We start from the raw sequence: 22,947 nt of genomic DNA, 5'->3' as shown, positions 1-22,947 counted from the left end.
CGGCATCGAGCACGCGATCCTGCACCTGCTGTACGCGCGCTTCTGGACCAAGGTCATGCGCGACCTGGGCCTCGTCAAGTTCAACGAACCGTTCACCAACCTGCTTACGCAGGGCATGGTGCTCAACGAGACGTATTACCGCGAAGACGCTGCGGGCAAGAAGCAGTGGATCAACCCGGCGGACGTCGACGTGCAGACCGACGAACGCGGCCGCCCCGTGGGCGCCACGCTCAAGGCCGACGGGAAGCCGGTGGTGATCGGCGGCGTGGAGAAGATGTCGAAGTCGAAGAACAACGGCATCGACCCGCAAGCGCTGATTGACCAGTACGGTGCCGATACGGCGCGCCTGTTCACGATGTTTGCCGCGCCGCCCGAGCAGCAGCTCGAATGGAGCGACGCCGGTGTGGAGGGCGCCTCGCGCTTCCTGCGCCGCGTGTGGAACTTCGGCGTCGTACATGGAGATGCGATTCGCGCGGGACATGGCAATGGCGTCGTTGCCGGTGCCACCGATGCCGACCGCACGCTGCGCCGCGAACTGTACACCGTGCTCAAGCAGGCCAACTACGACTACGAGCGCCTGCAGTACAACACCGTCGTGTCTGCGACGATGAAGATGCTCAACGCGCTGGAAGGCGCCAAGGACGCGGGCGCCGACGCGCGCCGTGAAGGCTTTGGCATCCTGCTGCGGGTGCTGTACCCGGTGGTGCCGCACATCACGCATGTACTGTGGCAGGAGCTCGGCTATGCAGGCGTGTATGGCGACCTGCTCGACGGCCCGTGGCCGCAGGTCGATGAGAATGCGCTGGTGCAGAGCGAGATCGAACTCGTGCTGCAGGTCAACGGCAAGGTGCGCGGCAGCATCGTGGTGCCGGCCGATGCCGACCGCGCCACCATCGAAGCGCTCGCCGCCAAGGACGAGGCCGTGCAGCGCTTTGCCGACGGCAAGCCGCCGAAGAAGATCATCGTGGTGCCCGGCCGTCTGGTGAACGTGGTGGCCTGATTGGGCCCCTCACTCAAGGAACGCAAGGTTATGTCGCTGTCTCGTCGCCACTTCGGCCGTACCGTCTTCGCGCTGGCTGTGGCTTTGCCGGTGCTGTCCGCCTGCGGTTTCCACTTGCGCGGCAATACCGACTTCGCCTTCAAGAAGCTGTACATCAACCTGCCGCAGAACTCGCAGATGCGCGCGCAGCTGCGCCGGTTGATCGACAACGGATCCGACACGGTCATCGTGTCGGACAAGAAGGACGCCGATGCGCTGCTCGACGTGCTGGCCGAGGACCGCGTGAAGACGATCTCGTCGCTCACGCCGCAGGGCGTGGTGCGCGAGTACCGCATCACGTACCGCTTCCGGTTCCAGCTGCGCGATGCGCGCGACAATCTGCTGATCCCGCCGTCGGAGATCACGCAGTTCCGCGACCTCTCGTACAACGAGACGCAGGTGCTCGCCAAGGACTACGAGGAAGCGGCGCTCTACCGCGACATGCAGGGCGATGTCGTCAACCAGCTGGTGCGCCGGCTGGCCGCTGTCAAATTGCCGTCGTAAGCGGCGGCCGCCCCGTCATGCAACTGCGGCTCGACGCGCTCGAAGGGCACCTGAAGCAGGCCGCCGCCAAGGGCCTGGCGCCGCTGTATGTGGTGCACGGCGACGAGCACCTGCTCGTGCTCGAGGCCGTCGATGCGCTGCGTCAGGCCGCACGCGCCCAGGGCTTCACCGAGCGCGAAGTGATGAGCGTCGAGCGCGGCTTTTCGTGGTCGCGCGTGACGGAGGCGCAGCAGTCGATGTCGCTGTTCGGCGATCGCAAGATCGTCGAGTTGCGCATTCCGTCCGGCAAGCCCGGCAAGGATGGCGGCGAAGCCCTGCGCGCCCTTGCCGCGGGCACGCCGTCCGGCCCTGCCACCGACACCATCACGCTGATCACGCTGCCGCGCCTGGACTTTGCGACGGCAAAGTCGGCATGGTTTGCCGCGCTGGAAGGCGCCGGCGTGTCGATCAAGGTCGAATCCGTGGATCGCACCAAGCTGCCCGGCTGGATCGGCGAACGTCTTGCCCGCCAGCAGCAGCGCGTGGAACCCGGCGAGCCGGGTCGACGTGCCCTGCAATTTATTGCCGATCGCGTGGAGGGCAACCTGCTGGCCGCCTATCAGGAAATCCAGAAGTTGGGCCTGCTGCACCCGCCGGGCGTGCTGACGTTCGACGATGTGCACGATGCGGTGCTCAACGTGGCGCGCTATGACGTGTTCAAGCTGTCCGAGGCGATGCTGGCCGGCGACGTGCCGCGCCTGGTGCGCATGCTCGAAGGCCTGCGCGGCGAGGGTGAGGCCACGGTGCTGGTGCTGTGGACGTTGACCGAGGAAATTCGCGTATTATCAAAAATCGCCTCGGGCGCCGCCCTGGGCAAGCCGGTGGCCTCGATGCTGCGCGAGCTGCGGGTCTGGGGCCCGCGTGAGCGGCTGGTGCCGCAGGCGGCGCAGCGCCTGTCGCAGCGGGAACTGGAAGATGCGCTGGCCATGGCCGCCAGGCTCGACCGGCAGGTCAAGGGCCTGCGCGAACCGTCGCTGCCGGCCGAGCCATGGGATGGCCTGCTGCAGCTGGCAATGCGCGTTGCGCGCCCCGGCAGCCTCCCGGTCGCCGTGTAGCCGGCGCCTTCCCTTCTCACTTGAATCTGAATCGCCGGTGCATGCGCCGGCCGCGACCATCATGAAGCAGCTCGACGTGAACGAATACATGGCCCTCGTCGGCCGGCAGGCGCGTGTCGCCTCGCGCGGCATGGCACGTGCCGGCACCGCGCAGAAGAATCGCGCGCTGCTGCATATCGCCGCCGCCATCCGCCGCGATGCCGCCAAGCTCAAGGAGGTCAACGCCCGCGACGTCGAGCGTGCGCGCGCCAACGGGCAGGATGCTGCCTTTGTCGATCGGCTCACGCTCACCGATCGCGCCATCGACACCATGGCAGCGGGCCTGGAGCAGATCGCCGCGCTACCCGACCCCATCGGCGAGATCAGCAACATGAAGTTCCGCCCGACCGGCATCCAGGTCGGCCAGATGCGTGTGCCGCTCGGCGTGATCGGCATCATCTATGAGTCGCGCCCGAACGTGACCGTCGATGCCGCTGCGCTGTGCATCAAGTCAGGCAATGCGACCATCCTGCGTGGCGGCTCGGAAGCCATCGAGTCGAACGGCGCGCTGGCCGCGCTCATCGAGGAAGGATTGGCCGACGCGGGCCTGCCCGCCAACGCCGTGCAGGTAGTGGCCACCACGGACCGGGCCGCCGTCGGCAAGCTCATCACCATGACGGAATACGTCGACGTGATCGTGCCGCGCGGTGGCAAGAGCCTGATCGCACGCCTGATGGAAGAGGCGCGCGTGCCGATGATCAAGCACCTGGACGGCATCTGCCACGTCTACATCGACGCCGATGCCGACATCGAGAAGGCCGTGCGCGTGTGCGACAACGCCAAGACCCAGCGCTACGCGCCGTGCAACACGATGGAAACGCTGCTCGTCTCGCGCGACATTGCCGCGCGTGCACTGCCGCCACTGGTGAAGATCTACCAGGAGAAGGGGGTGGAGCTGCGCGTGTGTGCGCAGACGCGCGCCACCCTGGAAGCCGCGGGCTTCGGCAACCTCAAGGATGCCGTCGAAGCCGACTGGCATACCGAGTACCTGGCCCCGATCCTCTCGATCCGCACGGTCGACGGCCTGGATGCCGCCATCGAGCACATCAACACCTACGGCTCGGCGCACACCGATTCGATCATCACCGAGAACTACTCGACCGGCATGCGCTTCCTGCGCGAGGTCGATTCGGCCAGCGTGATGATCAATGCCTCCACGCGCTTTGCCGACGGTTTCGAGTATGGGCTGGGGGCGGAGATCGGCATCTCCAACGACAAGCTCCACGCACGCGGGCCGGTCGGGCTGGAGGGGCTGACCTCGCTCAAGTACGTCGTGTTCGGGCACGGCGAGATCCGCACCTGATCCGGCTCACCACCAGCGCGCCGCCACGAGCGGCGCGCATTGCTTCAACGAGAACGACATGCTCTGGGTCAAAGCCTTTCACATCGTCTTTATCGCGTCGTGGTTTGCAGGACTCTTCTACCTGCCGCGCATCTTCGTCAACCTCGCCATGGAAACCGAGCGCGTGGCGATCACGCGCCTGTTGATCATGGCGCGCAAGCTGTTCCGCTTCACGACCATGCTGGCGATCGTGGCGATCCTGCTCGGCCTGTGGCTGTTCCTCGGCTACCGCATCGGCATGTATCCGCCCAATGGCTGGATGCACGCAAAGCTGGCGCTGGTGCTCGTGACGATCGGCTATCACCATGGCTGCGGAGTGCTGCTGCGCAAGTTTGAAGCCGGCGCCAACAAGCGCTCGCACACGTTCTACCGCTGGTTCAATGAACTGCCGGTGCTGTTGTTGTTGGCGATCACGATCCTCGTCGTGGTCAAGCCGTTCTGATGGTTGGTTTTCCGATGCCGATTGCTTACTTTGCACCGTGCCCCCGTGGTCTTGAACAGGCGCTGGCCGATGAACTGGCCGAAATCGCCATCCGCCCCGAGGTGGATGAGCTGGCGGCGTTCGAGGTCGGGCGCACCGTGCCAGGCGGCGTGCATTTCTTCGGCACGCCGGGCGCGGCGTATGCCGTCAACCTGCACAGCCGCATCGCCAGCCGGGTGCTGATGCGCCTGGCCGCGCGCGGGTACCGCTCGGAAGACGACATCTACGCGCTGGCCGCCGCGCAGCGCTGGGAAGACCACTTCACGCCCGACGAGATGATCCGCGTCGACGTGACCGCGCACAAATCGCCGCTGCAGAGCCTGAAGTTTGTCGGCCTGCGCGTGAAGGACGGCATCTGCGACCGCTTCCGCCAGCGCACCGGCGCGCGGCCCAGCGTCGACACCGTCTCGCCGGACGTGCGCATCCATGCGTACCTCACCGAGACGGATTGCACGCTGTACCTCGACACGACCGGCGAGCCGCTCTTCAAGCGCGGGTGGCGCCAGGAGAAAGGCGAGGCGCCGCTGAAGGAAAATCTCGCGGCGGGCATCCTGCGCCTGACCGGCTGGACGGGCGCGCAAGGCGTGCCGTTCTACGACCCGATGTGCGGCAGCGGCACGTTCCTCGTGGAAGCGGCGCAGCGCGCGCTCGGCATCGCACCGGGCGGCCAGCGCGCCTTTGCATGCGAGTGGTTCCAGGACCATGACGCCAAATGCTTCAAGCGCCTGCGCGAAGCGGCCGCCGATGCCGCCGCGGCCGCCATGCGCCGCGCGCCGCCCTTGGTTGCCGGCGCCGATATTTCCACCGACATGCTCGCCTACGCCGCCGCCAACTGGCAGCGTGCCGGCTTGCCCGGCGAGCCGATGCTCAAGCAGGTCGATGCGCGTTTCGGCCGGCCGCCGTTTGATGCGCCCGGCGTGCTGCTGATGAACCCGCCGTACGGCGAGCGCATCGCCGTGCGTGGTGCGCAGGGTTCGCGCCGCCGCCGGCCGGAAGGCGAGGGCGATGAAGGCGGCACCGTCTTCGAGCGTGCCAGCCGCGCCATGGGCGCTCCGCGCGATGAATTCCGTCGCCAGCCGGAGCCGCCGCCGCCCGTCGATCCGCAAGAAGAAGCCGCCGCCAACGAGTTCGCCCAGGCCTTTGCAGGCACGCTCAAGCGCGAGTTTGCCGGCTGGAAGGCGTTCGTCTTTACCGGGGACCTGTCGATGCCGCGCCGCATGCGGCTCAAGGAATCGCAGCGCACGCCGCTCTACAACGGCAACATCGAATGCCGCCTGTTCCGTTTCGAGATGGTCAAGGGCGGTATGCGCGATCGCCCGGAGCGCTCCGCAAAGGGCGATGCCTCAAACGATAACGCCGAGGCGTAAGGCCTCGGCGCTGCGTTGCGGCGTGGCGGGGGAACGGCTCACGCCGCCTGCTGCTCCTGGAAGTGTTCCATCCAGCCCGCGAGTTGATCCGGTGTGAGCGGCGTCTGGCTGTCGAGCAGGCGCAGCTTGACGGCCGCCCCGTCCCGCTCGGCCTTGACCGACCAGCCTTTGCCGTCCAGCCACAGCAGGAATGCCAGCCATTGGGCATGCGCTTCCGATACCTTGTGCGTGGATGCCGCTTCCAGGAATTCCGTCAGCGTGGGCGGCTCGACGATCGTCGCTGCATCCGCGCCGGCCGGCGACACCTGGCCGTTGAGCACATCGGCAAGCACCTCCAGAGCCTGTGCGGCCGGCTTGCTCTCGAAGCGCGACGACAGCGCCTGGTAGGCCTGTCGGACCGCGTGGCTGAACTGGCCGGTGCGCACGCTTTCCTCGCCGACGAGTTCTGTGTAGTCCTTCATTGCCCAGTCCGGCTGCGCCACCGAATGCAGCCCGACGGCGGCCGCAGCGCGCAGGTAATCGTTGACGGCACTGAACGACGACAGCCCCGACACCGCGATGTACAGCGTCTGCAGCGCGCCGATGCGGTGCGTGAGCGTCTGGCTCTGGCGCACGGTCATCTTCTCGCGCAGCAGGGCGTCGCGCTCGCGGCGCAGGTCGGAAAACTCGAGCGCCTGCTTGAGCTCCACGCGCAGCGCGGTGATGTCCCACGGCTTCTTGATGTAGCGGTGGATCTGCCCCTGGTTGACAGCCTCCACCGTGTCCTCGATTTCCGAGTAGGCGGTGGTCAGGATGCGCACCAGGTGTGGATAGCGCTCGCGCGCGTAGCGCAGCAGTTCGTTGCCGAGCTCGCCCGGCATGCGCTGGTCGGATACGAGCACGCCCAGCGTGGCGGCGTGCTGGTCGAGCATGCGCTTGCCCTCTTCGACCGAGGTGGCGGTGACGACCGGCGCCAGTGAACCGATGGCACGGCCGAAGTAAGTCAGCGCCAATGTCTCGTCGTCCACGTACAGGATCTTGGGCTCATTGCCCCCGGGATTGGTCATCCATCACTCCTCATAGCAAGTGCAGTCAATGCGCGGAGCCGGTGCGGCGCGGCTCGTGTTGTGAATGGTGTTGTCATGGGAACGTCAAGGTCACGCGCGTGCCTGCGCTGGGTGCGGAATCGATCGCAATCGCTCCTCCGAACGATTGCATGATCCGCGTACAAAAAATCATGCCCATGCCGTTGCCGCCCTCTTCGGCGCGCGTCGTCACGGGGTCTATGGTGAGCCGGGCGAGGACGTCGGGGGCGATGCCGGGGCCGTTGTCCTCGATGCGGATCATGTGCCGCCCCCCGCCCGCGTCGGGCGCCTGGCCCGCGACGATCTCGAGCCGTGGCTGCGGGCTGTGCTGCAGCGCCTGCAGCGCATTGCTGGTCAGTGAAGACAGCACCAGCATCACGCAGTTGGGCAGGGTGACGACCGGGAAATCCTCGTCCACGCGGTAGGACACCCATTCGCGCTGCGCGTTCGTGAAGGGGTACGTATCGAGCAGCGATCGGATCAGCTCGCTCGCGCTGCTCGGTGTGGTGCCGGCCCCCGGCTTGCCGTACGTGTTGCGCACGGAGTTCAGGAACGAGGCGATCACCGAGAGGCAGTAGCGCGCGTTGTCCTGCACGCGGTCGGCGGCGCGGCCGATTTCGGACAGCGCCTCGGGAGGGCGCTCGGCCTGATCGATGCGCATGCGGATGCCGCGCGCGAAATTCGAGATGGCAGCCAGCGGCGTATTCAGCTCGTGCGCGAGGAAGGCGAGAGTCTCGTCGATGGCCATCAGGCGCTGGGTACGCAACAGGCGGTCCTGCCGCAGGACGAGGGCTTCCTGCAACGAACGCCGCACATCGTCTGGCTGATACGGCTTCTCCAGGATCTTGAACACGCGCCCGGTGTTGACGGCCTGGATAAGCAGATCCTTGTCGGCATACGCGGTGACCAGGATGGTGGCGATATCGCCATATTCGGCATCGATGAAGCGCAGCAGCTCCGTGCCGTCGCCGCCGGGCATGCGGAAATCGGTCAGGACGACGCTGATACGCTCGTGCGCGTCGCGCAGCACGGCCTTCGCCTCGTCGACGCTGTTGGCCGTGAGCACGTCGTAGCCCGTGCCGATGGCGCGAGCAAACCACTTGCAGGCTTGCTCCTCGTCGTCGACGTAGAGGATGGTGACGGTATCGGGCGTGGCGTCCATGGTGCGGCCTAGTCCGCGCGCGGCAGGTCGAACGTGAAGCGCGCCCATTCGCCTTCCTTGCTCGTGACGGCGAGCGTGCCGCCGTGGCGCTGGATCACGCTGTAGCTGATCGACAGGCCCAGCCCCAGGCCCTTGCCGACTTCACGCGTGGTGAAGAACGGCTCGAACACGCGCGTGAGGTTTTTCTCGGAGATGCCGGGGCCGTTGTCGGTGACGACCACGTGCAGGCGATCGCCGATCCACTCCGCGGCAATCTCAATGCGCGGCTGCTCGCGCTGGACCTTCTGCATGGCCAGCGCCGCATTCGAGAGCAGATTGATCAGCACGCCGATGATGGCCGCCTCGTCACCGCGCACGAGCGTGTCGGGCGGCAGCTTGCGCTCGACGGTGACGCCGCGCAATTCGTGGCTCGTCAGGCGGACGGCCGAATCGATGGCCTTTTCCACCAGGAAGGGCGCGTCGGCCTCGCCCTTTTCGGGACTGCGGTACGCGAAGGTCTTCAGGTCCGACACGATGTGCTGCACCCGCTGCATGCCTTCCTTTGCGTCGGCCAGGCACTCGAGCAGCATGGGGCTGGCCTTGGCCGTCGGGTCTTCCTGCGCCACCGCGATCGCCATCAGGCAGAAATTGACCGGGTTGTTGATCTCGTGCAGCAGCCCCGCCGACAACGTGCCGATGGCGGCCATCTTTTCCTGCTGCAGGAGCTGGCCCTTGATCTCGACGAGGCTGCGGTTCGTGGTTTCGAGCTGGATGTTCTTGTTGGCCACTTCCTCCTTCAGCTTGAACAGCTCGAAGCGGCTGTTCTCGTTGAAGTACGTGCAGAACACGCCCAGCGTGGAGGTGAAGATCAGGAACTGCGAATTGACGAAGAACGTACTGCCGGCAATGCTGGCAGGGTCGTGAATCAGGCATGCCAGCAGATACAGCGTGTAGGTGATCACCCCGAAGCCGATGGTCTGCCGCGTGTTGAACGGCAGCACGCTGCCGGCCGCGAAGACGGCCAGGTGCAGGCCCGTCGCATAGATGGACTGCGCGCCCTGCGTGACGGAAATCATCCACGCGATCATGACCTGCGGGAAGCAGAGCCAGAGCAGCGTCAGGTAAGACAGTCGCTGCCTGCCCCACCGCGTGGGCAGAATCAGATAGACGACGAAGATCAGCAGCGACGTGAAGGCGCGCGCCAGGAAGAACCGCTTGAGCTCGCCCGGATACGTGTTGTAGTCCAGGCCGCTTCCCATCAGTACCAGGACGATACCCACCAGCGCCGTCGTCCGGCTGAACGACAGGCGGAAGCCTTCCCGCTCCGAGCGGTTGAAGGCGTGCTTCAGGGAATCTCGTACGCTTTCGGCCATCTAGCTCACCGTCGCCTCGCAGAACACGTTGACGCCGGTCGCATCAACGTACGTCCGGATATCCCGGCAGGCCTCATCCGGGAAGGTGGACGCGAGCTGTTCTTCGTTCCGATAGATCAGGTACCACTCGAGCAGGTGCTCCATCGTGAAGAGCCGTTCCGGGTTGCTCGAATGCACGTTGGTCGCCAGCATGCGGCCGCCGGGGCGCGTGCGTGTGGTGAAGTAGGTCAGCAGGCGGTTGCACACCTTGTCGGAGATGTAGTCGAACAACCCCGCGCAATAGACGGCATCGCAGTCGCGCACTTCCTCTGCCTTGCGCGCCGGGCGCTTGATCAGCTCATGCACCGACTGGTGAACGAACTGCGCGGACAGCGTGGTGCCCCCTTGCCTTGCGGCTTCGGTCAAGCGGTCCTTGGCATAGTCCAGGGTCTCCTGGCTGAAGTCGATGAGCTCGAATTCGAGCAGGTGCGGTTCTTCGAATTCGCGCAGGAAGCGCTGGATTTCCACCGCGGGGCCGCAGCCGAGGTTCATGACACGATAGGGGCGCCCCTCGGCCTTGGCGCGGACGGCAAGCTGCTTCAGGAAATCGACGAGGATGTCGATGCGGTTGCGGTGTGCCTGGGCGACTTGCGCCTTCAGGAACGTCACGTTGACGATCTGGAAATAGGTGCTCGGCCCCTCCTGCGGGTCGCCCAGGATCTGGTTCACCATCTCGTAGTCGCCGGCATAGCCGAGCGGTTTCGTGAACGTCCGGTGCACGAACGGCGAGCGCAGCAGCAGCGGATGCAGGGCCGTCTGCGCAAAGGCGCGGTGGGAGGGCGCGAGGCTGGCCTCGACTTCCGCGGCCTCGGCTTCGAGAATGTCGAGGTAGTGCTTGACGCGCAGCATCACCGGCTCGGCGAGCTCCATGAAGACGTCGGGGCGCAGCTTGCCGTCTTCGCGCGGCAGGGATTTCGACAAATCGACCTGCTCCACCCACCGCGAGACTTCGGCCAGGAAGGCCCGCATCTCGTTGATGACGATCTGGTATTCGCGCCGGATGCGGAAGCGTTCCTGCCATTCCCGCACGAACGTTCGCGCTTCTTCGCCCACCGACGCAGGCGTATCGGCCACCTCCGACAGTTCGCGCCACTCGTCGATCAGCGTGAGCGAGACAACCGCGGTCAGGCCCGTGTTGACGAGGCTGATCACGACGGCCTTGCCCAGGTAGACCTGGCGCGTGCCGATCTTGATCGCAAGATCGGACAAGACCTCGCTCACCTGCACGATCGAGTACGGGTTGTAGATCTCCATCACCAGCGCACGCCGCTGCAGCGTGATGATGGTGCCGCGGACCTGCTGACCCTGGGAGTTGCGGAAGCTGACCGCCGGATCGATTTGGTTGGGTGAGTACACGGTGCGAATTTGCCGGAGACTTCAGGGGAAAACGTCTGCGCCAGGCGGGACGCTCACTCCAACAAACGCGCATCCGGGGCCCAACGGCAGTCCCGGAAACGGCAACCCTCGGCGCCAGAACGCCGGGCATGCCGCCGCATCGGTCGTGAAAGCGCGCCGAGGCCGTCCGCTGGCCCCAGCCCGCTTCGAGAAAGATCAGGGAACAAGCGCGGATGCGAACGCCTTACCGCCGTGGCACTCTGCTGCTCGCCGGTCAACAGCGTGGCAGCGGGAATCGTGCAACCGTGAACAGACTGGAACGATGCACTTCCTGACATCCGCAACGCGCGCTGGTTGAACGCGCGGTCCGCTGCTGCATCCCAAATCGTCTCTCAAGAGAATCCCGCACAGTAAACCTTCCGGGGCGCCGTACCGGATTGCAGGCCGGCGCCCTCGCTCGCCATGATGCCGCAGCATTGCCACGCATGCATCAGGGTGATTCAGCCGGGCCACGCTCTGACGTCGCGGCTGCCGATGATGCGATCGATTGTACTTGCCCGATGTGGGCCACACAATGTAAAGACCGGCGCCGCTGCGCAGGTTGCCGCCACTGTCTCAGCGCGATTTGCGGCCGGTCAGTGCGTCGGGGTTCTGCTTGTAGTTGGCCAGGAACTGGGTGTAGCTGTACACCTGAGCCGGGAGCAGGTGGCTGGGCATGTCGAACAGTGCGTAGTAGTACGGTTCGCGCCCCTGGCATACCTCGGCGGGCAGGCAGTATTGCTCCCAATCCACACAGGCAGGCGTGTACATGCCATCGCCGGGCCAGAAGAAGGGGACGAGCTTCTTGTCGTGCAGCCCCTTGATGAGGGCTTCGGGCGCGTTGTAGGCCTCGGCGTTTTCCAGATGCGTGAGCATGCTCGCGTTGGTTTCGATGACCATGAGCGTGGCGCGCCCATCCGCAGTGAGCAGCAGCACGCCAGCGGGATGTGGATACAGGTAGAACTCGATGAAGCGGTAGCGCGCGGACAGGTCACGCACCAGCCTGGTGACCGCCGGGTCCGACAGGAAACTGAACGAGTGGCGCGAGAGCAGGTCGCGCAGCGTGCTCGAGAGGTTGCTGAAGTAGCGCATCTGCAGCGCTTCGATCTCCGCATTCAGCCGCTCGGCCATCGCCGGGTTGTCTTTCTTGATGTAGCGGTCGATCAGGCCGTCGTTGAAGCCCTGCACGGCGATGTTCTCGTCGGCCATGCCGGTAAGCAGGATCGTCATGCACGGCAGGTCCTTCAGCTCGGCGCAGAACTCCAGCCCGTTCATGCGCGGCATGGAGTAGTCGACAACGATGACGGAAGGCTGCAGGAAGCGGTTGACCTCGTGGATCTGGCGGTAGATGCGGTCAACGTCGAGCTGGATGGTCCGGCGCTCCGTCGAGAAGGTGAGGTCATCGTGCGTCACGCGCACCGGCAGGAAGCCCGGCATGCGCAGTGAATGCCACTGGCGCAGCCACGCCAGCGCCTCTTCCGGGTCATTGAAGGCCAACAGGGCACGTGAAGGGTCCATCTGGAACCCAAGGCTTTCCACGAACGATTGGCTGTCGTCGACCACCACCGTGAGGGTGGGGTGGAAATAGACCGGCAGGGCGCTGTCCTGTTGCATACGTCGGGCGGGTTCGGAAGGAAGGGCAGCGGCAGCGCGCGGCCGGTGTGGCCCGCGCTGCCCGCTTGCACTACGTTACTGCCTGCGGCAGTCGGGGGCAAGCGCGGCGCGGAGGGGAGGCGGCGGGCCGGCGTTCGTGGCCCCCCCGGGGGGGCGCCTATTCGACCGCCTTCACCATGTCTTCGACGACCTTTTTGGCGTCGCCGAACACCATCATCGTCTTGTCCATATAGAAGAGTTCGTTGTCGAGCCCCGCGTAGCCGGCGTTCATCGAGCGCTTGTTCACGATGATGGTCTTGGCCTTGTAGGCCTCCAGGATCGGCATGCCGGCAATCGGCGACTTCGGGTCGTTCTTGGCGGCGGGGTTGACCACGTCGTTGGCGCCGAGCACCAGCACCACATCGGCCTGGCCGAACTCGCCGTTGATGTCTTCCATTTCGAAGACCTGGTCGTACGGCACTTCGGCCTCGGCGAGCAGCACGTTCATGTGCCCCGGCATGCGGCCGGCGACGGGGTGGATGGCGTACTTGACCGTCACACCCTTCTCCGACAGCTTTTCGGTCAGCTCCTTCAGGGCATGCTGGGCGCGCGCCACAGCCAGCCCGTAGCCCGGAACGATGATGACCGTTTCCGCGTTCCCCAGCAGGAAGGCGGCATCGTCGGGCGAGCCGGACTTGACCGGCCGTTGCTGCCCGCCGGCCGCCGCCGCACCGGCGGAAGCCTCCGACCCGAAGCCGCCGAGGATCACGTTGAAGAACGACCGGTTCATCGCCTTGCACATGATGTACGACAGGATGGCACCTGACGAGCCTACCAGCGAGCCCGCGATGATCAGCATCGGGTTGTTGAGCGAGAAGCCGATGCCCGCCGCCGCCCAGCCCGAATACGAATTCAGCATCGACACCACCACCGGCATGTCGGCCCCGCCGATCGGGATGATGATCAGCACGCCGAGCACGAACGCGATCCCCGTCATGATGATGAACGGCAGCCAGCTCTGGCTCAGGAAGAACAGGATGCCGAAGCCCAGCATCGCCACCGCCAGCAGCAGGTTCAGCGTGTGCTGGCCCGCAAACTGCACTGGCGCGCCCTGGAACAGGCGGAACTTGTATTTGCCCGACAGCTTGCCGAACGCGATGACGGAGCCGGAGAACGTGATGGCGCCGACGAACGTGCCGATGAACAGTTCCACGCGGTTGCCCAGCGGCAATACGTTGTCGCCGGCCATCGTGATGCCAAAGGCCGACGGCTCCGCCACGGCGGCCACGGCAATGCACACCGCGGCCAGGCCGATCAGCGAATGCATGGCGGCCACCAGCTCGGGCATCTTGGTCATCTCGACCGTGCGCGCCACGTACGCGCCGATGCCGCCGCCCGCCACCAGGCCGGCAAGAATCAGGACGAAGCCGGTAGACGTGCCGCTCTCGGTGCCGGCAAACATCTCCGTCTTGAGCTTGTAGATGAGCGCGACGGTCGTGACGGCGGCGATGGCCATGCCGGTCATGCCGAACGCGTTGCCGCGCCGCGCCGTGGTCGGGTGCGACAAGCCCTTGAGCGCCTGGATGAAACACACCGACGCGACAAGATACAGCAGGGTGACGAGGTTCATGCTCATGGCTTGACCCCCTCGTCTTGCCCGGATTTGGCCTTCGGCTCCTTCTTCTTGAACATCTCAAGCATGCGCTGCGTGACGAGGAAGCCGCCGAACACATTCACCGCCGCCAGCGCCACCGCCACCACGCCCATCGTGCGCCCCAGGCCCGTCTGCGTGAGGCCCGCTGCCAGCATGGCGCCGACGATGATGATGGCCGAGATGGCGTTGGTCACGGCCATCAGCGGCGTATGCAGCGCCGGGGTGACCGTCCAGACCACGTGGTAGCCGACGTAGATCGCCAGCACGAAGATGATCAGGTTGATCACCGTGTGATTGACCAGCTCCATCTTGCTTCTCCTCTTACCCTCTTGCTTGTGCGATTCGGGGCGGTCGGCGGCACGCGAGGGGCGCCGCCGCCGGTGCTCAGATTGCCTTGATTTCCTTGATCTTGTTGCCCTCGCCCAGCAGCACGACCTTGGGCTTGTGGCTGGCGACTTCCTCTTCGTTCATCGGCGCATAGGTGCAGATGATCAGCAGGTCGCCCACGTGGGCGCGGCGTGCAGCGGCGCCGTTGAGCGAGATTTCCCCGGAGCCGCGCTTGCCCTTGATGATGTAGGTGGAGAAGCGCTCGCCGTTGTTGACGTTGTACAGCTCGATCTTCTCGTACTCCCGCATGTCGGCGGCGTCGAGGAGATCCTCGTCGATGCCACACGAGCCTTCGTAGTCCAGATCGGCCTGGGTGACCGTCGCGCGGTGCAGCTTGGCGCGAAGCATGTTGCGTTGCATGAAGCTTTCCTTGAAACAAAAGATGAAATCGCCACTGGCGGCCAGGCCGGCGTCATGACACCAGCCGGGCCGCCGTCTCCGTTGTTATGTGGCGGCGCTCGTGGCGGCGGGCGCGCGCACTACCTGGCCGCCCTGGCAGAGCAGGCAGGCGGCCACGATGTCGTCTTCGCGGTTGATGACCAGGCCGCCATCCTTGTCGATGATCAGCTTGAGGAAATCGAGCACGTTTCGGGCGTAGAGGGCGGAGGCGTCGGCCGCCACCATCGACGCGAGGTTGGTGTAGCCCACCAGCGTGACGCCGTGCTTGACGACCACGCGGTCGGCTTCGGTCAGCGGGCAGTTGCCGCCTTGCGCGGCGGCCAGGTCGACCACCACCGAGCCCGGCTTCATCGCCTGGACGGTTGCTTCGGACAGCAGCGTCGGCGCGCGGCGGCCCGGGATCAGCGCGGTCGTGATGACGATGTCGGCCTGCTTGGCGCGCTCGTGCACGAGTTCGGCCTGGCGGCGCATCCAGTCGGGCGGCATCGGGCGGGCATAGCCGCCGACGCCCTGGGCGATCTCGCGTTCTTCGTCGGTGAGGAACGGGACGTCGAGGAATTTCGCGCCCAGCGATTCGATCTGTTCCTTCACGGCGGGGCGCACGTCGGACGCTTCGATCACGGCGCCCAGGCGCTTGGCGGTGGCAATCGCCTGCAGCCCCGCCACGCCCGCGCCGAGGATGAGCACGCGCGCGGCCTTCACCGTGCCGGCGGCCGTCATCAGCATCGGCATGAAGCGCTGGTAATGATTGGCCGCCACCATCACGGCCTTGTAGCCGGCGATGTTGGCCTGCGACGAGAGCACGTCCATGCTCTGCGCGCGCGTGGTGCGGGGCGCCGCTTCCAGCGCGAATGCGGTGACATTGGCCGCAGCCAGGCGCGCCGTGTTGTCGTCGTCGAACGGATTGAGCATGCCGACCAGCACCGCGCCCGGCTGCATCTGCGCCAGCTCCGCCGGTTCAGGCGAGCGCACCTTCAGCACGATCTGCGCACCGAGCGCTTCGGCGGCGGTGCCGATCCGGGCGCCGGCCGCCACATAGGCTTCGTCAGGCTGGGCGGCAGCGACGCCGGCGCCCGATTGCACCGTGACTTGGTGGCCTTGCGCGACGTACTTCTTCACCGTCTCCGGGGTCGCGGCAACGCGCGTCTCGTCCGCCCGCGTCTCCTGCGGGATGCCGATGTGCATCGTGTTCTCCTCGTCGTGGTGCGCGCGATGCGGAACGGCGCGCAGATCGGTTTTTTGTTGAACGATGTGGAGCTTACCCGAACTTTTTGGCAGGCGGACCGGCCCTGAAGACCTGCTCGATCATGAGCATTCGCTTAGCGGCACGCGCTGGATTGTCGCGCCGACCCCGCTCTTTGTTGCAACTCAATTGCAATTAGGATAGCGTGGCCGTTTTCGACGCGTTCAGTATTGCCATGCAGCGTAGACGATGTCTTATCCCGTTGCACGCAAGGTGGAGCCTAACCGGGGCGGTTTTGTGCAGCGCATCAAGCATGGCCGCCGCCGAGACGGTCCCAACGTTTGCGCTGGACGAATCGATCGTGCGGGGCTCCGCGGGCGACGAACGTTTGCGCGCGCGGCGGGCGAGCTCCGCTACGCTGACCGACACGCCGCTCAAGGATGTGCCGCAGTCGGTGGGCGTCGTCACGCGCGGCGCGCTCGATGACTTTGGCGCAACACGTCTGGACACGGCGCTTGACTGGGTCAGCGGGATCAGCCGGCAGAACAACCTGGGCGGCATGGCCGACAACTTCGCCATCCGCGGCTTTGCGGGCGACCTCAACACGGGCGCGGACTATCTCGTCAACGGGTTTTCAGGCAATCGCGCCAACAGCGTGCCGGTGGACGCCGTCAACGTTGCGCGCATCGATGTGCTCAAGGGGCCGTCGGCGGCGCTGTATGGGCGCAGCGACCCCGGCGGCATCGTCAACATCGTCACGCGCACGCCGCAGTTCAGACCGTCGCGCGAGGTGACGCTGGCCGTGGGCAATCCGGACCGATACCGGCTCGCGACAGAGATGACCGGCCCGCTGTCCGAGCGCGTGGCCTATCGCCTTGGCGTGGCGGCAGAGAGCAGCCAGGGCTTCCGCGATTTTTCGTCCAGCCGGCGATACGTCGTCGCCCCGTCGTTCACGTGGATGGCAACGGACGACACTGTCGTGACGTATGCGTTTGAGGCCGCGCAGCTGAAGACGCCGTTCGATCGCGGCATCGTCGCCATCAACCAGCAGCTCGGTGCGCTGCCGCCGTCGCGCTTTCTCGGTGAGCCGGGCGACGGCGATACGACCGTGCGCACGCAAAGCCATCATCTGACGGTCGAGCACCAGCTGAACCATGGCTGGAAGCTCAATGGCGGGCTGCAGTATCGAGCGTCGCAACTGTTCGGGAAGTCGTCGGATGCGGCGAGCCTGCAGGCGGACGGCCGCACCCTGTGGCGCCAGGCCCGCGAGCGCGACTATCACGCGAACGACCTCGCCGGCCGTATCGACGTGCAGGGCGATGTGCATACCGGCGCGATCCGACATACGCTGGTGGCCGGCGCCGATTTCTACAACTTCCGCTACGACCCGGTGCTGTACCGTGTCAACCCGAGCGCCGCCGCGCCGTATGCCATCGATATTTTCGACCCCGTCTACGGCCAGCCGCGCCCGAGCATGCGGCCGAGCATCAGCACGCGCGAGTTCCAGCGCGGTTTCGGCGCGTTCGTGCAGGACCAGATTGCCCTGTCCGCGCAATGGAAGCTGCTGGCCGGCGTGCGCATGGACCGCTTCCTGCAGCACGCCGACAATCGCCTGACAGGCACGCGTGTCGCGCAGCAGCAGACGGCCTACAGCCCGCGCATCGGCATCGTGTATCAGCCCCTGCCCACGCTGTCGCTGTACGCCAATACGTCGCGTTCGTTCCGGCCCAACACGGGCGCGGGCGCGCAGGGCAACGCGTTCGCGCCGGAGCGTGGGCGCGGCTACGAAGTGGGCGCCAAGTTGGAAACCCCCGACGGCCGGCTCGGCGGCACGCTGGCGCTGTACTCGATCGACAAGACGAACGTACTGACGGGCGATCCGCGCGATGCGACGTTCCAGCGCACGGCCGGTTCGGTGCGCAGCCGCGGCGTCGAGCTCGATGTGTCGGGGCAGCTGACGAAGAACGTCAAGATGCTGGCCACGTATGCCTATACCGACGCCCATGTCACCGCCGATACGGTGCTGCCGCGAGGCGCGCCGCTGTCGAACATTCCGCGTCATAGCGCCAGCGTACTCGGCCTGTATGAGTTTGGCGCGGGCGCGTTGGGCAGGGCCGGCGCGGGTGGTGGCGTGGTCTACGTAGGTGAGCGCGCCGGCAACAGCGTCAACAACGGCTTCAAGCTTCCCGCCTATACCACCGTGCGCCTGCATGGCTATGTGCAGCCGACGCGCGCACTGCGTTTTTCGCTCACGGTCGATAACCTGTTCGACAAGCGCTACTACGCCAGTTCGTACAACGAGCTGTGGGTGGCCCCAGGCGCGGAGCGGCAGATCACGCTGGCCGCGACCTACAAGTTCTGACGATGGGAGCCGGTTCTTCGCGGCTTGCCGCAGTGGATGCGCTGCGCGGCCTCGTGATGACACTGATGGTGGTCGACCATCTGCGTGAGTTCTTCTTCCTGCACGCGCAGGTGGCAGACCCCGTCGATCTGGCGGTCACTTCGCCGGCGCTGGCGCTGACACGCTTTGCCAGTCACCCGTGCGCGCCGGTATTCGTGTTTCTGGCGGGCATGTCGGCGTGGCTGTCCGCGCAGAAGCCCGGCGCGGATCGGCTCGGTGTGTCGGCGCATCTGGTCCAGCGTGGGCTGTTCCTCGTGGTCCTGGAGTTGACCGTCGTGAACTTTGCCTGGACGTTTGCCTTGCCGCCCACGACGGTCTATCTGCAAGTCATCTGGACGATCGGCTTGTCGATGATCGCGCTGGCGGTGCTGATCTGGCTGCCGCGCGGCGGGTTGCTGGCGGTCTCGCTGGTGATCGTGGCGGGGCACAACCTGCTCACGCAGACGCATCTGGCGCCGGGTTCCACGTGGCATGCGCTGTGGGCGGTGCTGCATCAGCGCGACTGGATTGTGCTGGGCGATGCGCTGCGGCTGCGCACGTCGTATCCGGCGCTCGCGTGGGTCGGTGTGATCGGCCTCGGTTATGCGTTTGCGCCGGCGTATGCGCGGCGCTCACCGGAGGCGCGGCGGGCGTTGTGTTGGCGGCTGGGCGTGGCGAGCCTGGTCGGGTTTACGATGCTGCGCGCGTTCAACGACTATGGCGAGCCGCAACCGTGGGCCGGTTACCCTGATGCGCTGGGCACCGCCGTGTCGTTCCTCAATCTCACCAAGTACCCACCGTCGCTGGATTTCCTGCTGCTGACGCTCGGCTTGGGCCTGTGTGCGCTGGCATGGCTCGACCGCCTGCCCGTACGCGCAGCGCACGTGCTGCAGACGCTGGGCGCTGCGCCCATGTTCTTCTATCTGCTGCATCTCTATCTGCTGCACGTCGCCTATCTGGCGGCGTTCCACCTGTTCGGCGCCAACCACGGCTCGCGTTTCGGCTTCGATTCCGTCTGGCAGCTGTGGGCGGCATGGCTGCCGACGCTCGCGCTGCTGTATTGGCCGACTCGCTGGTTTGCAGGGCTGCGCCGCACAGGGCGTTACCGGTGGATGCGCTATTTGTGACGCCGCCGCCATCCCCAGCAGGGGTGGCCGCGGACGGCTACAATAACGCCTTGTTTTTGTTGCCTTTTTTGCCATGAACCAAGCCGTCCGCTGGAAGCCCAGCGTCACCGTTGCCGCCGTCATCGAACAGGACGGGCGCTTTCTGCTGGTGGAAGAGCACACCGACGCCGGTTTGCGCCTGAACCAGCCTGCCGGCCACCTGGACCCCGACGAAAGCCTGGTCGACGCCGTCGCACGCGAGGCGCTGGAAGAAACCGCGCACAGCTTTGTGCCGACGGCCTTCCTGGGCTGCTACATGGCGCAGTTCCAGCCGCCGCAGGGCGATCCGGTCACCTATGTGCGGATGGCGTTCACGGGCGAACTCGGCCCCTTCGACCCGCGTCGCAAGCTCGATGACGGCATCGTCCGCACGGTATGGATGACGGCCGATGAAATCCGCGCCACCCGCGAGCGCCACCGCAGCCCGCTGCTGCTCGCCTGCGTGGAGGACTACGTGGCCGGCAAGCGCTATCCGCTCGACATCATCCACACGCATCCGAGCACCTACGGCCTGGAGGTGGTGCGATGACCAAGAAGCGCGTGGTCGTCGGGATGTCCGGCGGCGTCGATTCCTCCGTCACGGCGTGGCTGCTCAAGCAGCAGGGCTATGACGTCGTCGGCCTGTTCATGAAGAACTGGGAAGACGATGACGACAGCGAATACTGCTCGACCCGGCAGGACTGGATCGACGTGGTGTCGGTGGCCGACCTGATCGGCGTGGACGTCGAGGCCGTCAACTTTGCCGCCGAGTACAAGGACCGCGTGTTCGCCGATTTCCTGCGCGAATACTCGGCCGGCCGCACGCCGAACCCCGATGTGCTGTGCAACGCCGAGATCAAGTTCAAGGCCTTCCTCGACCACGCGATGGCGCTCGGCGCCGACACCATTGCCACCGGCCACTACGCCCGCGTGCGCGAAGTCGACGGCCGCTTCGAGTTGCTCAAGGCGTTCGACCACACGAAAGACCAGAGCTATTTCCTGCATCGCCTGAACCAGGCGCAACTGTCGCGCACGCTGTTTCCGCTGGGGGAGATTCCGAAGACGAAAGTGCGGGAGATTGCTGCGGAGATCGGCCTGCCCAATGCCAAGAAGAAGGATTCCACCGGCATCTGCTTTATCGGCGAGCGGCCGTTTCGCGATTTCCTGAATCGCTACCTGCCGACCAAGCCCGGCCCGATCAAGACGCCGGACGGCAAGACCATCGGCGAGCACATCGGCCTGGCGTTCTACACGCTGGGGCAGCGCAAGGGCATCGGCATCGGCGGCAGCCGCGACGGCAACGGCGATGCCTGGTACGTGGCCCGCAAGGACATGGCGGCCAACACGTTGTATGTGGTGCAAGGTCACGACCACCCGTGGCTGCTGGCGCATACCGTGCACGCTGACGATCTGAGCTGGGTGGCCGGCCACGCGCCGGCGCAAGGCACGCTGCTGGCCGCCAAGACGCGCTATCGCCAGGCCGACGCGCCCTGCGCCGTGGTTCGTGCTGCCGGGGGTGCGCTCACGTTGAGCTTCCCCGAGGCCCAGTGGGCCGTGACACCCGGTCAGTCCGCCGTGCTGTACGACGGCGAGGTGTGCCTGGGCGGCGGCATCATTTCCGCGGCCGAGCCGGCCACCATCGAAAAGGCGGTCGCCTGATCGGTTTCCGCAACATGGCGTTGTGACGGCTGCGGCCATCGCCGCGCTCGTTTAAGCTGGCGCCCACGTTTGCTTCCACACAGGGTTTGCCATGCTGCCACGCCGTTACTGGGCCTTCGCGGGTGTTGTGCTGTTGTTTGTCGTCACCGCGGGGTTTGCGGTGGCGGGGCGCCTGCACTGGGCCTGCGCGGTGATCCCCGGGGTCTTCGTGCTTCTGGGCCTGCACGACCTCACGCAGACGCGCCATTCGGTGCTGCGCAACTACCCGCTGTGGGGTCACCTGCGTTTCCTGTTCGAGTTCATCCGCCCCGAAATCCGTCAGTACTTCGTTGAGGACGATACCGACGAGAAACCGTTCTCGCGGGCCCAGCGCAGCATTGTCTACCAGCGCGCCAAGGGCGAAGTCGACAGCCGCCCGTTCGGGACCGAGGTCGACGTGAAGGTGCCGGGGCACGAGTGGATCGGCCACTCGCTCGCGCCTACGCGCATCGCGTCGTCCGATTTTCGCGTGATGGTGGGCGAGGGGCGCGCCCAGCCGTATTCGATGTCGGTGTTCAACATCTCGGCGATGAGCTTCGGGGCGCTCTCGGGCAACGCCATCCGGGCGCTGAACCGCGGCGCGAAGCTCGGCAACTTCATCCATGACACGGGCGAGGGTTCGATCTCGCCGTACCACCGCGAAGAAGGCGGCGACCTGATCTGGGAAGTCGCTTCCGGCTATTTCGGCTGCCGCGACGCCAACGGCCGCTTCGACCCCGAGCGCTTCGCCGAGCAGGCGCGCAGCCCGCAGGTGAAGATGATCGAGGTGAAGCTGTCGCAGGGTGCCAAGCCGGGCCACGGCGGCGTGCTGCCCGCGGCCAAGGTGACGCCGGAAATTGCCGCCACGCGCGGCATCCCGATCGGGCAGGACTGCATCTCGCCGGCTTCGCATTCCGAGTTCTCCACGCCGCTCGGTTTGCTGCAATTCGTCGACCGGCTGCGCACGCTGTCCGGCGGCAAGCCCACCGGCTTCAAGCTGTGCATCGGGCACCCGTGGGAGTTCTTCGGCATCGTCAAGGCGATGCTGGAGTCGGGCATCCTGCCGGACTTCATCGTCGTGGATGGCGCCGAGGGCGGCACGGGCGCCGCACCGCTTGAATTTACCGACCACGTCGGCACACCGCTGCAGGAAGGGCTGCTGCTGGTGCACAACACGCTGGTCGGCACCAACCTGCGTGACAAGATCAGGATTGGCGCGTCGGGCAAGATCGTCACCGCGTTCGACGTGGCGCGCACGCTGGCGATGGGCGCCGACTGGTGCAACGCGGCGCGCGGCTTCATGTTTGCGCTGGGCTGCATCCAGGCGCAGAAATGTCACACCGACCGCTGCCCGACCGGCGTGGCCACGCAGGATCCGTCTCGCCAGAAAGCGCTGGTGGTGCCGGACAAGGCCGAGCGCGTGCATCAATATCACCGGCACACGCTGCATGCACTGCTGGAGCTGACGCAGGCAGCGGGGCTGCAGCATCCGGCGGATTTCCGTGCGCACCACATCGTACGGCGCGTGTCGGGCAACGAGGTGCAGTTGCTCTCGGCGCTGCTCAAATACCTCGAGCCCGGCGATCTGCTGGCCGGGCGCTACCGTTATCAGCTATACGAGCGTTACTGGCCGATGGCCCAGGCCGACCGGTTTGATCCGGTGGCCGTGTAG

At 65.9% G+C, this 22,947-nt stretch carries 20 protein-coding genes; 11 read left to right on the top strand and 9 right to left on the bottom strand.

The features are described from left to right. The 6 genes from A6M56_RS16215 to A6M56_RS16190 form a co-directional block, all read left to right on the top strand. Positions 1-1,000, top strand: a 1,000-nt coding sequence (locus A6M56_RS16215) for a class I tRNA ligase family protein (protein ID WP_286758243.1), incomplete at its 5' end; no start/stop codon positions are given. 30 nt (positions 1,001-1,030) lie between these two features. Next, positions 1,031-1,543: an LPS-assembly lipoprotein LptE gene (locus tag A6M56_RS16210; protein ID WP_045786023.1), complete on the top strand. Its 513-nt coding sequence runs from the start codon at positions 1,031-1,033 to the stop codon at positions 1,541-1,543. Positions 1,544-1,560: 17 nt separating this feature from the next. Then, the gene (gene holA, locus A6M56_RS16205; RefSeq protein WP_286758242.1) at positions 1,561-2,637 is read left to right on the top strand and encodes a DNA polymerase III subunit delta; all 1,077 of its coding nucleotides are present in this window, start codon (positions 1,561-1,563) and stop codon (positions 2,635-2,637) included. Positions 2,638-2,698: 61 nt separating this feature from the next. Further along, entirely contained in the window at positions 2,699-3,979 is a 1,281-nt protein-coding gene (locus A6M56_RS16200) for a glutamate-5-semialdehyde dehydrogenase (protein ID WP_045787779.1), read from the top strand. A gap of 58 nt (positions 3,980-4,037) precedes the next feature. Then, positions 4,038-4,460: a CopD family protein gene (locus A6M56_RS16195; protein ID WP_045786025.1), complete on the top strand. Its 423-nt coding sequence runs from the start codon at positions 4,038-4,040 to the stop codon at positions 4,458-4,460. Positions 4,461-4,474: 14 nt separating this feature from the next. Next, positions 4,475-5,866 (top strand): THUMP domain-containing class I SAM-dependent RNA methyltransferase, encoded by a 1,392-nt coding sequence (locus A6M56_RS16190; RefSeq protein ID WP_045787780.1) that lies wholly within the window; start codon positions 4,475-4,477, stop codon positions 5,864-5,866. Positions 5,867-5,904: 38 nt separating this feature from the next. Here A6M56_RS16190 and A6M56_RS16185 read toward each other — a convergent pair whose 3' ends face one another. The 9 genes from A6M56_RS16185 to A6M56_RS16145 all read right to left on the bottom strand — a co-directional run bounded on the left by A6M56_RS16185 (position 5,905) and on the right by A6M56_RS16145 (position 16,075). Next, positions 5,905-6,912 carry a response regulator gene (locus A6M56_RS16185; RefSeq protein ID WP_045786026.1) on the bottom strand — a complete coding sequence of 336 codons (1,008 nt, stop codon included), beginning with the start codon at positions 6,910-6,912 and terminating at the stop codon, positions 5,905-5,907. Positions 6,913-6,985: 73 nt separating this feature from the next. Beyond that, positions 6,986-8,092, bottom strand: a complete 1,107-nt coding sequence (gene phcR, locus A6M56_RS16180) for a two-component system hybrid sensor histidine kinase/response regulator PhcR (protein WP_045786027.1) — start codon at positions 8,090-8,092, stop codon at positions 6,986-6,988. Positions 8,093-8,100: 8 nt separating this feature from the next. Beyond that, positions 8,101-9,444, bottom strand: a complete 1,344-nt coding sequence (locus A6M56_RS16175) for a sensor histidine kinase (protein ID WP_104610509.1) — start codon at positions 9,442-9,444, stop codon at positions 8,101-8,103. After that, the gene (locus A6M56_RS16170) at positions 9,445-10,839 is read right to left on the bottom strand and encodes a class I SAM-dependent methyltransferase (protein WP_102080107.1); all 1,395 of its coding nucleotides are present in this window, start codon (positions 10,837-10,839) and stop codon (positions 9,445-9,447) included. 594 nt (positions 10,840-11,433) lie between these two features. Then, on the bottom strand, positions 11,434-12,471 hold the full coding sequence (locus tag A6M56_RS16165; protein ID WP_045785879.1) for a response regulator: 1,038 nt from the start codon (positions 12,469-12,471) through the stop codon (positions 11,434-11,436). A gap of 157 nt (positions 12,472-12,628) precedes the next feature. Next, positions 12,629-14,086, bottom strand: coding sequence for an NAD(P)(+) transhydrogenase (Re/Si-specific) subunit beta (locus A6M56_RS16160; protein ID WP_045785880.1), 1,458 nt, complete (start codon positions 14,084-14,086; stop codon positions 12,629-12,631). Then, positions 14,083-14,412 carry an NAD(P) transhydrogenase subunit alpha part 2 gene (locus A6M56_RS16155; protein WP_045785881.1) on the bottom strand — a complete coding sequence of 110 codons (330 nt, stop codon included), beginning with the start codon at positions 14,410-14,412 and terminating at the stop codon, positions 14,083-14,085. The genes A6M56_RS16160 and A6M56_RS16155 overlap by 4 nt, the downstream gene beginning before the upstream one ends. 76 nt (positions 14,413-14,488) lie before the next feature. Beyond that, complete coding sequence (gene panD / locus A6M56_RS16150) at positions 14,489-14,851, bottom strand: aspartate 1-decarboxylase (RefSeq protein ID WP_045785882.1); 363 nt, start codon at positions 14,849-14,851, stop codon at positions 14,489-14,491. A gap of 84 nt (positions 14,852-14,935) precedes the next feature. Then, a complete protein-coding gene (locus tag A6M56_RS16145; protein WP_102080106.1) occupies positions 14,936-16,075 on the bottom strand; it encodes a Re/Si-specific NAD(P)(+) transhydrogenase subunit alpha in 1,140 nt (379 codons plus the stop codon). Between the two features lie 311 nt (positions 16,076-16,386). On the opposite strand from A6M56_RS16145, the gene A6M56_RS16140 reads away from it, so the two are divergent. The 5 genes from A6M56_RS16140 to A6M56_RS16120 all read left to right on the top strand — a co-directional run bounded on the left by A6M56_RS16140 (position 16,387) and on the right by A6M56_RS16120 (position 22,947). Then, positions 16,387-18,435: a TonB-dependent siderophore receptor gene (locus A6M56_RS16140; RefSeq protein ID WP_257984055.1), complete on the top strand. Its 2,049-nt coding sequence runs from the start codon at positions 16,387-16,389 to the stop codon at positions 18,433-18,435. Positions 18,436-18,437: 2 nt separating this feature from the next. Further along, positions 18,438-19,580 (top strand): acetyltransferase domain-containing protein, encoded by a 1,143-nt coding sequence (locus A6M56_RS16135; RefSeq protein WP_102080105.1) that lies wholly within the window; start codon positions 18,438-18,440, stop codon positions 19,578-19,580. A gap of 73 nt (positions 19,581-19,653) precedes the next feature. Further along, the gene (locus tag A6M56_RS16130; protein ID WP_045785886.1) at positions 19,654-20,148 is read left to right on the top strand and encodes an NUDIX hydrolase; all 495 of its coding nucleotides are present in this window, start codon (positions 19,654-19,656) and stop codon (positions 20,146-20,148) included. Then, positions 20,145-21,257, top strand: a complete 1,113-nt coding sequence (gene mnmA / locus A6M56_RS16125; RefSeq protein WP_045785887.1) for a tRNA 2-thiouridine(34) synthase MnmA — start codon at positions 20,145-20,147, stop codon at positions 21,255-21,257. Before A6M56_RS16130 ends, mnmA begins: the two co-directional genes overlap by 4 nt. Positions 21,258-21,348: 91 nt before the next feature. Beyond that, a complete protein-coding gene (locus tag A6M56_RS16120; protein WP_045785888.1) occupies positions 21,349-22,947 on the top strand; it encodes an FMN-binding glutamate synthase family protein in 1,599 nt (532 codons plus the stop codon).

This window comes from Ralstonia sp. RL, assembly GCF_001683835.1.
Classification (GTDB): domain Bacteria; phylum Pseudomonadota; class Gammaproteobacteria; order Burkholderiales; family Burkholderiaceae; genus Ralstonia; species Ralstonia mannitolilytica.
The sequence above is the reverse complement of the archived record's forward strand: the minus strand, read 5'-3'. Positions and strand labels throughout refer to the sequence as shown.

What these genes read in the sequence shown, in the direction of transcription:
- holA (WP_286758242.1), top strand. Translation starts at nt 1,561, where the DNA reads ATGCAACTGCGGCTCGACGCGCTCGAAGGGCACCTGAAGCAGGCCGCC.
- A6M56_RS16195 (WP_045786025.1), top strand. Translation starts at nt 4,038, where the DNA reads ATGCTCTGGGTCAAAGCCTTTCACATCGTCTTTATCGCGTCGTGGTTT.
- A6M56_RS16165 (WP_045785879.1), bottom strand. Translation starts at nt 12,471, where the DNA reads ATGCAACAGGACAGCGCCCTGCCGGTCTATTTCCACCCCACCCTCACG.
- A6M56_RS16135 (WP_102080105.1), top strand. Translation starts at nt 18,438, where the DNA reads ATGGGAGCCGGTTCTTCGCGGCTTGCCGCAGTGGATGCGCTGCGCGGC.
- A6M56_RS16140 (WP_257984055.1), top strand. Translation starts at nt 16,387, where the DNA reads ATGGCCGCCGCCGAGACGGTCCCAACGTTTGCGCTGGACGAATCGATC.
- A6M56_RS16120 (WP_045785888.1), top strand. Translation starts at nt 21,349, where the DNA reads ATGCTGCCACGCCGTTACTGGGCCTTCGCGGGTGTTGTGCTGTTGTTT.
- A6M56_RS16200 (WP_045787779.1), top strand. Translation starts at nt 2,699, where the DNA reads ATGAAGCAGCTCGACGTGAACGAATACATGGCCCTCGTCGGCCGGCAG.
- A6M56_RS16155 (WP_045785881.1), bottom strand. Translation starts at nt 14,412, where the DNA reads ATGGAGCTGGTCAATCACACGGTGATCAACCTGATCATCTTCGTGCTG.
- A6M56_RS16190 (WP_045787780.1), top strand. Translation starts at nt 4,475, where the DNA reads ATGCCGATTGCTTACTTTGCACCGTGCCCCCGTGGTCTTGAACAGGCG.
- A6M56_RS16145 (WP_102080106.1), bottom strand. Translation starts at nt 16,075, where the DNA reads ATGCACATCGGCATCCCGCAGGAGACGCGGGCGGACGAGACGCGCGTT.
- A6M56_RS16185 (WP_045786026.1), bottom strand. Translation starts at nt 6,912, where the DNA reads ATGACCAATCCCGGGGGCAATGAGCCCAAGATCCTGTACGTGGACGAC.
- A6M56_RS16210 (WP_045786023.1), top strand. Translation starts at nt 1,031, where the DNA reads ATGTCGCTGTCTCGTCGCCACTTCGGCCGTACCGTCTTCGCGCTGGCT.
- A6M56_RS16130 (WP_045785886.1), top strand. Translation starts at nt 19,654, where the DNA reads ATGAACCAAGCCGTCCGCTGGAAGCCCAGCGTCACCGTTGCCGCCGTC.
- phcR (WP_045786027.1), bottom strand. Translation starts at nt 8,092, where the DNA reads ATGGACGCCACGCCCGATACCGTCACCATCCTCTACGTCGACGACGAG.
- panD (WP_045785882.1), bottom strand. Translation starts at nt 14,851, where the DNA reads ATGCAACGCAACATGCTTCGCGCCAAGCTGCACCGCGCGACGGTCACC.
- mnmA (WP_045785887.1), top strand. Translation starts at nt 20,145, where the DNA reads ATGACCAAGAAGCGCGTGGTCGTCGGGATGTCCGGCGGCGTCGATTCC.
- A6M56_RS16160 (WP_045785880.1), bottom strand. Translation starts at nt 14,086, where the DNA reads ATGAGCATGAACCTCGTCACCCTGCTGTATCTTGTCGCGTCGGTGTGT.
- A6M56_RS16175 (WP_104610509.1), bottom strand. Translation starts at nt 9,444, where the DNA reads ATGGCCGAAAGCGTACGAGATTCCCTGAAGCACGCCTTCAACCGCTCG.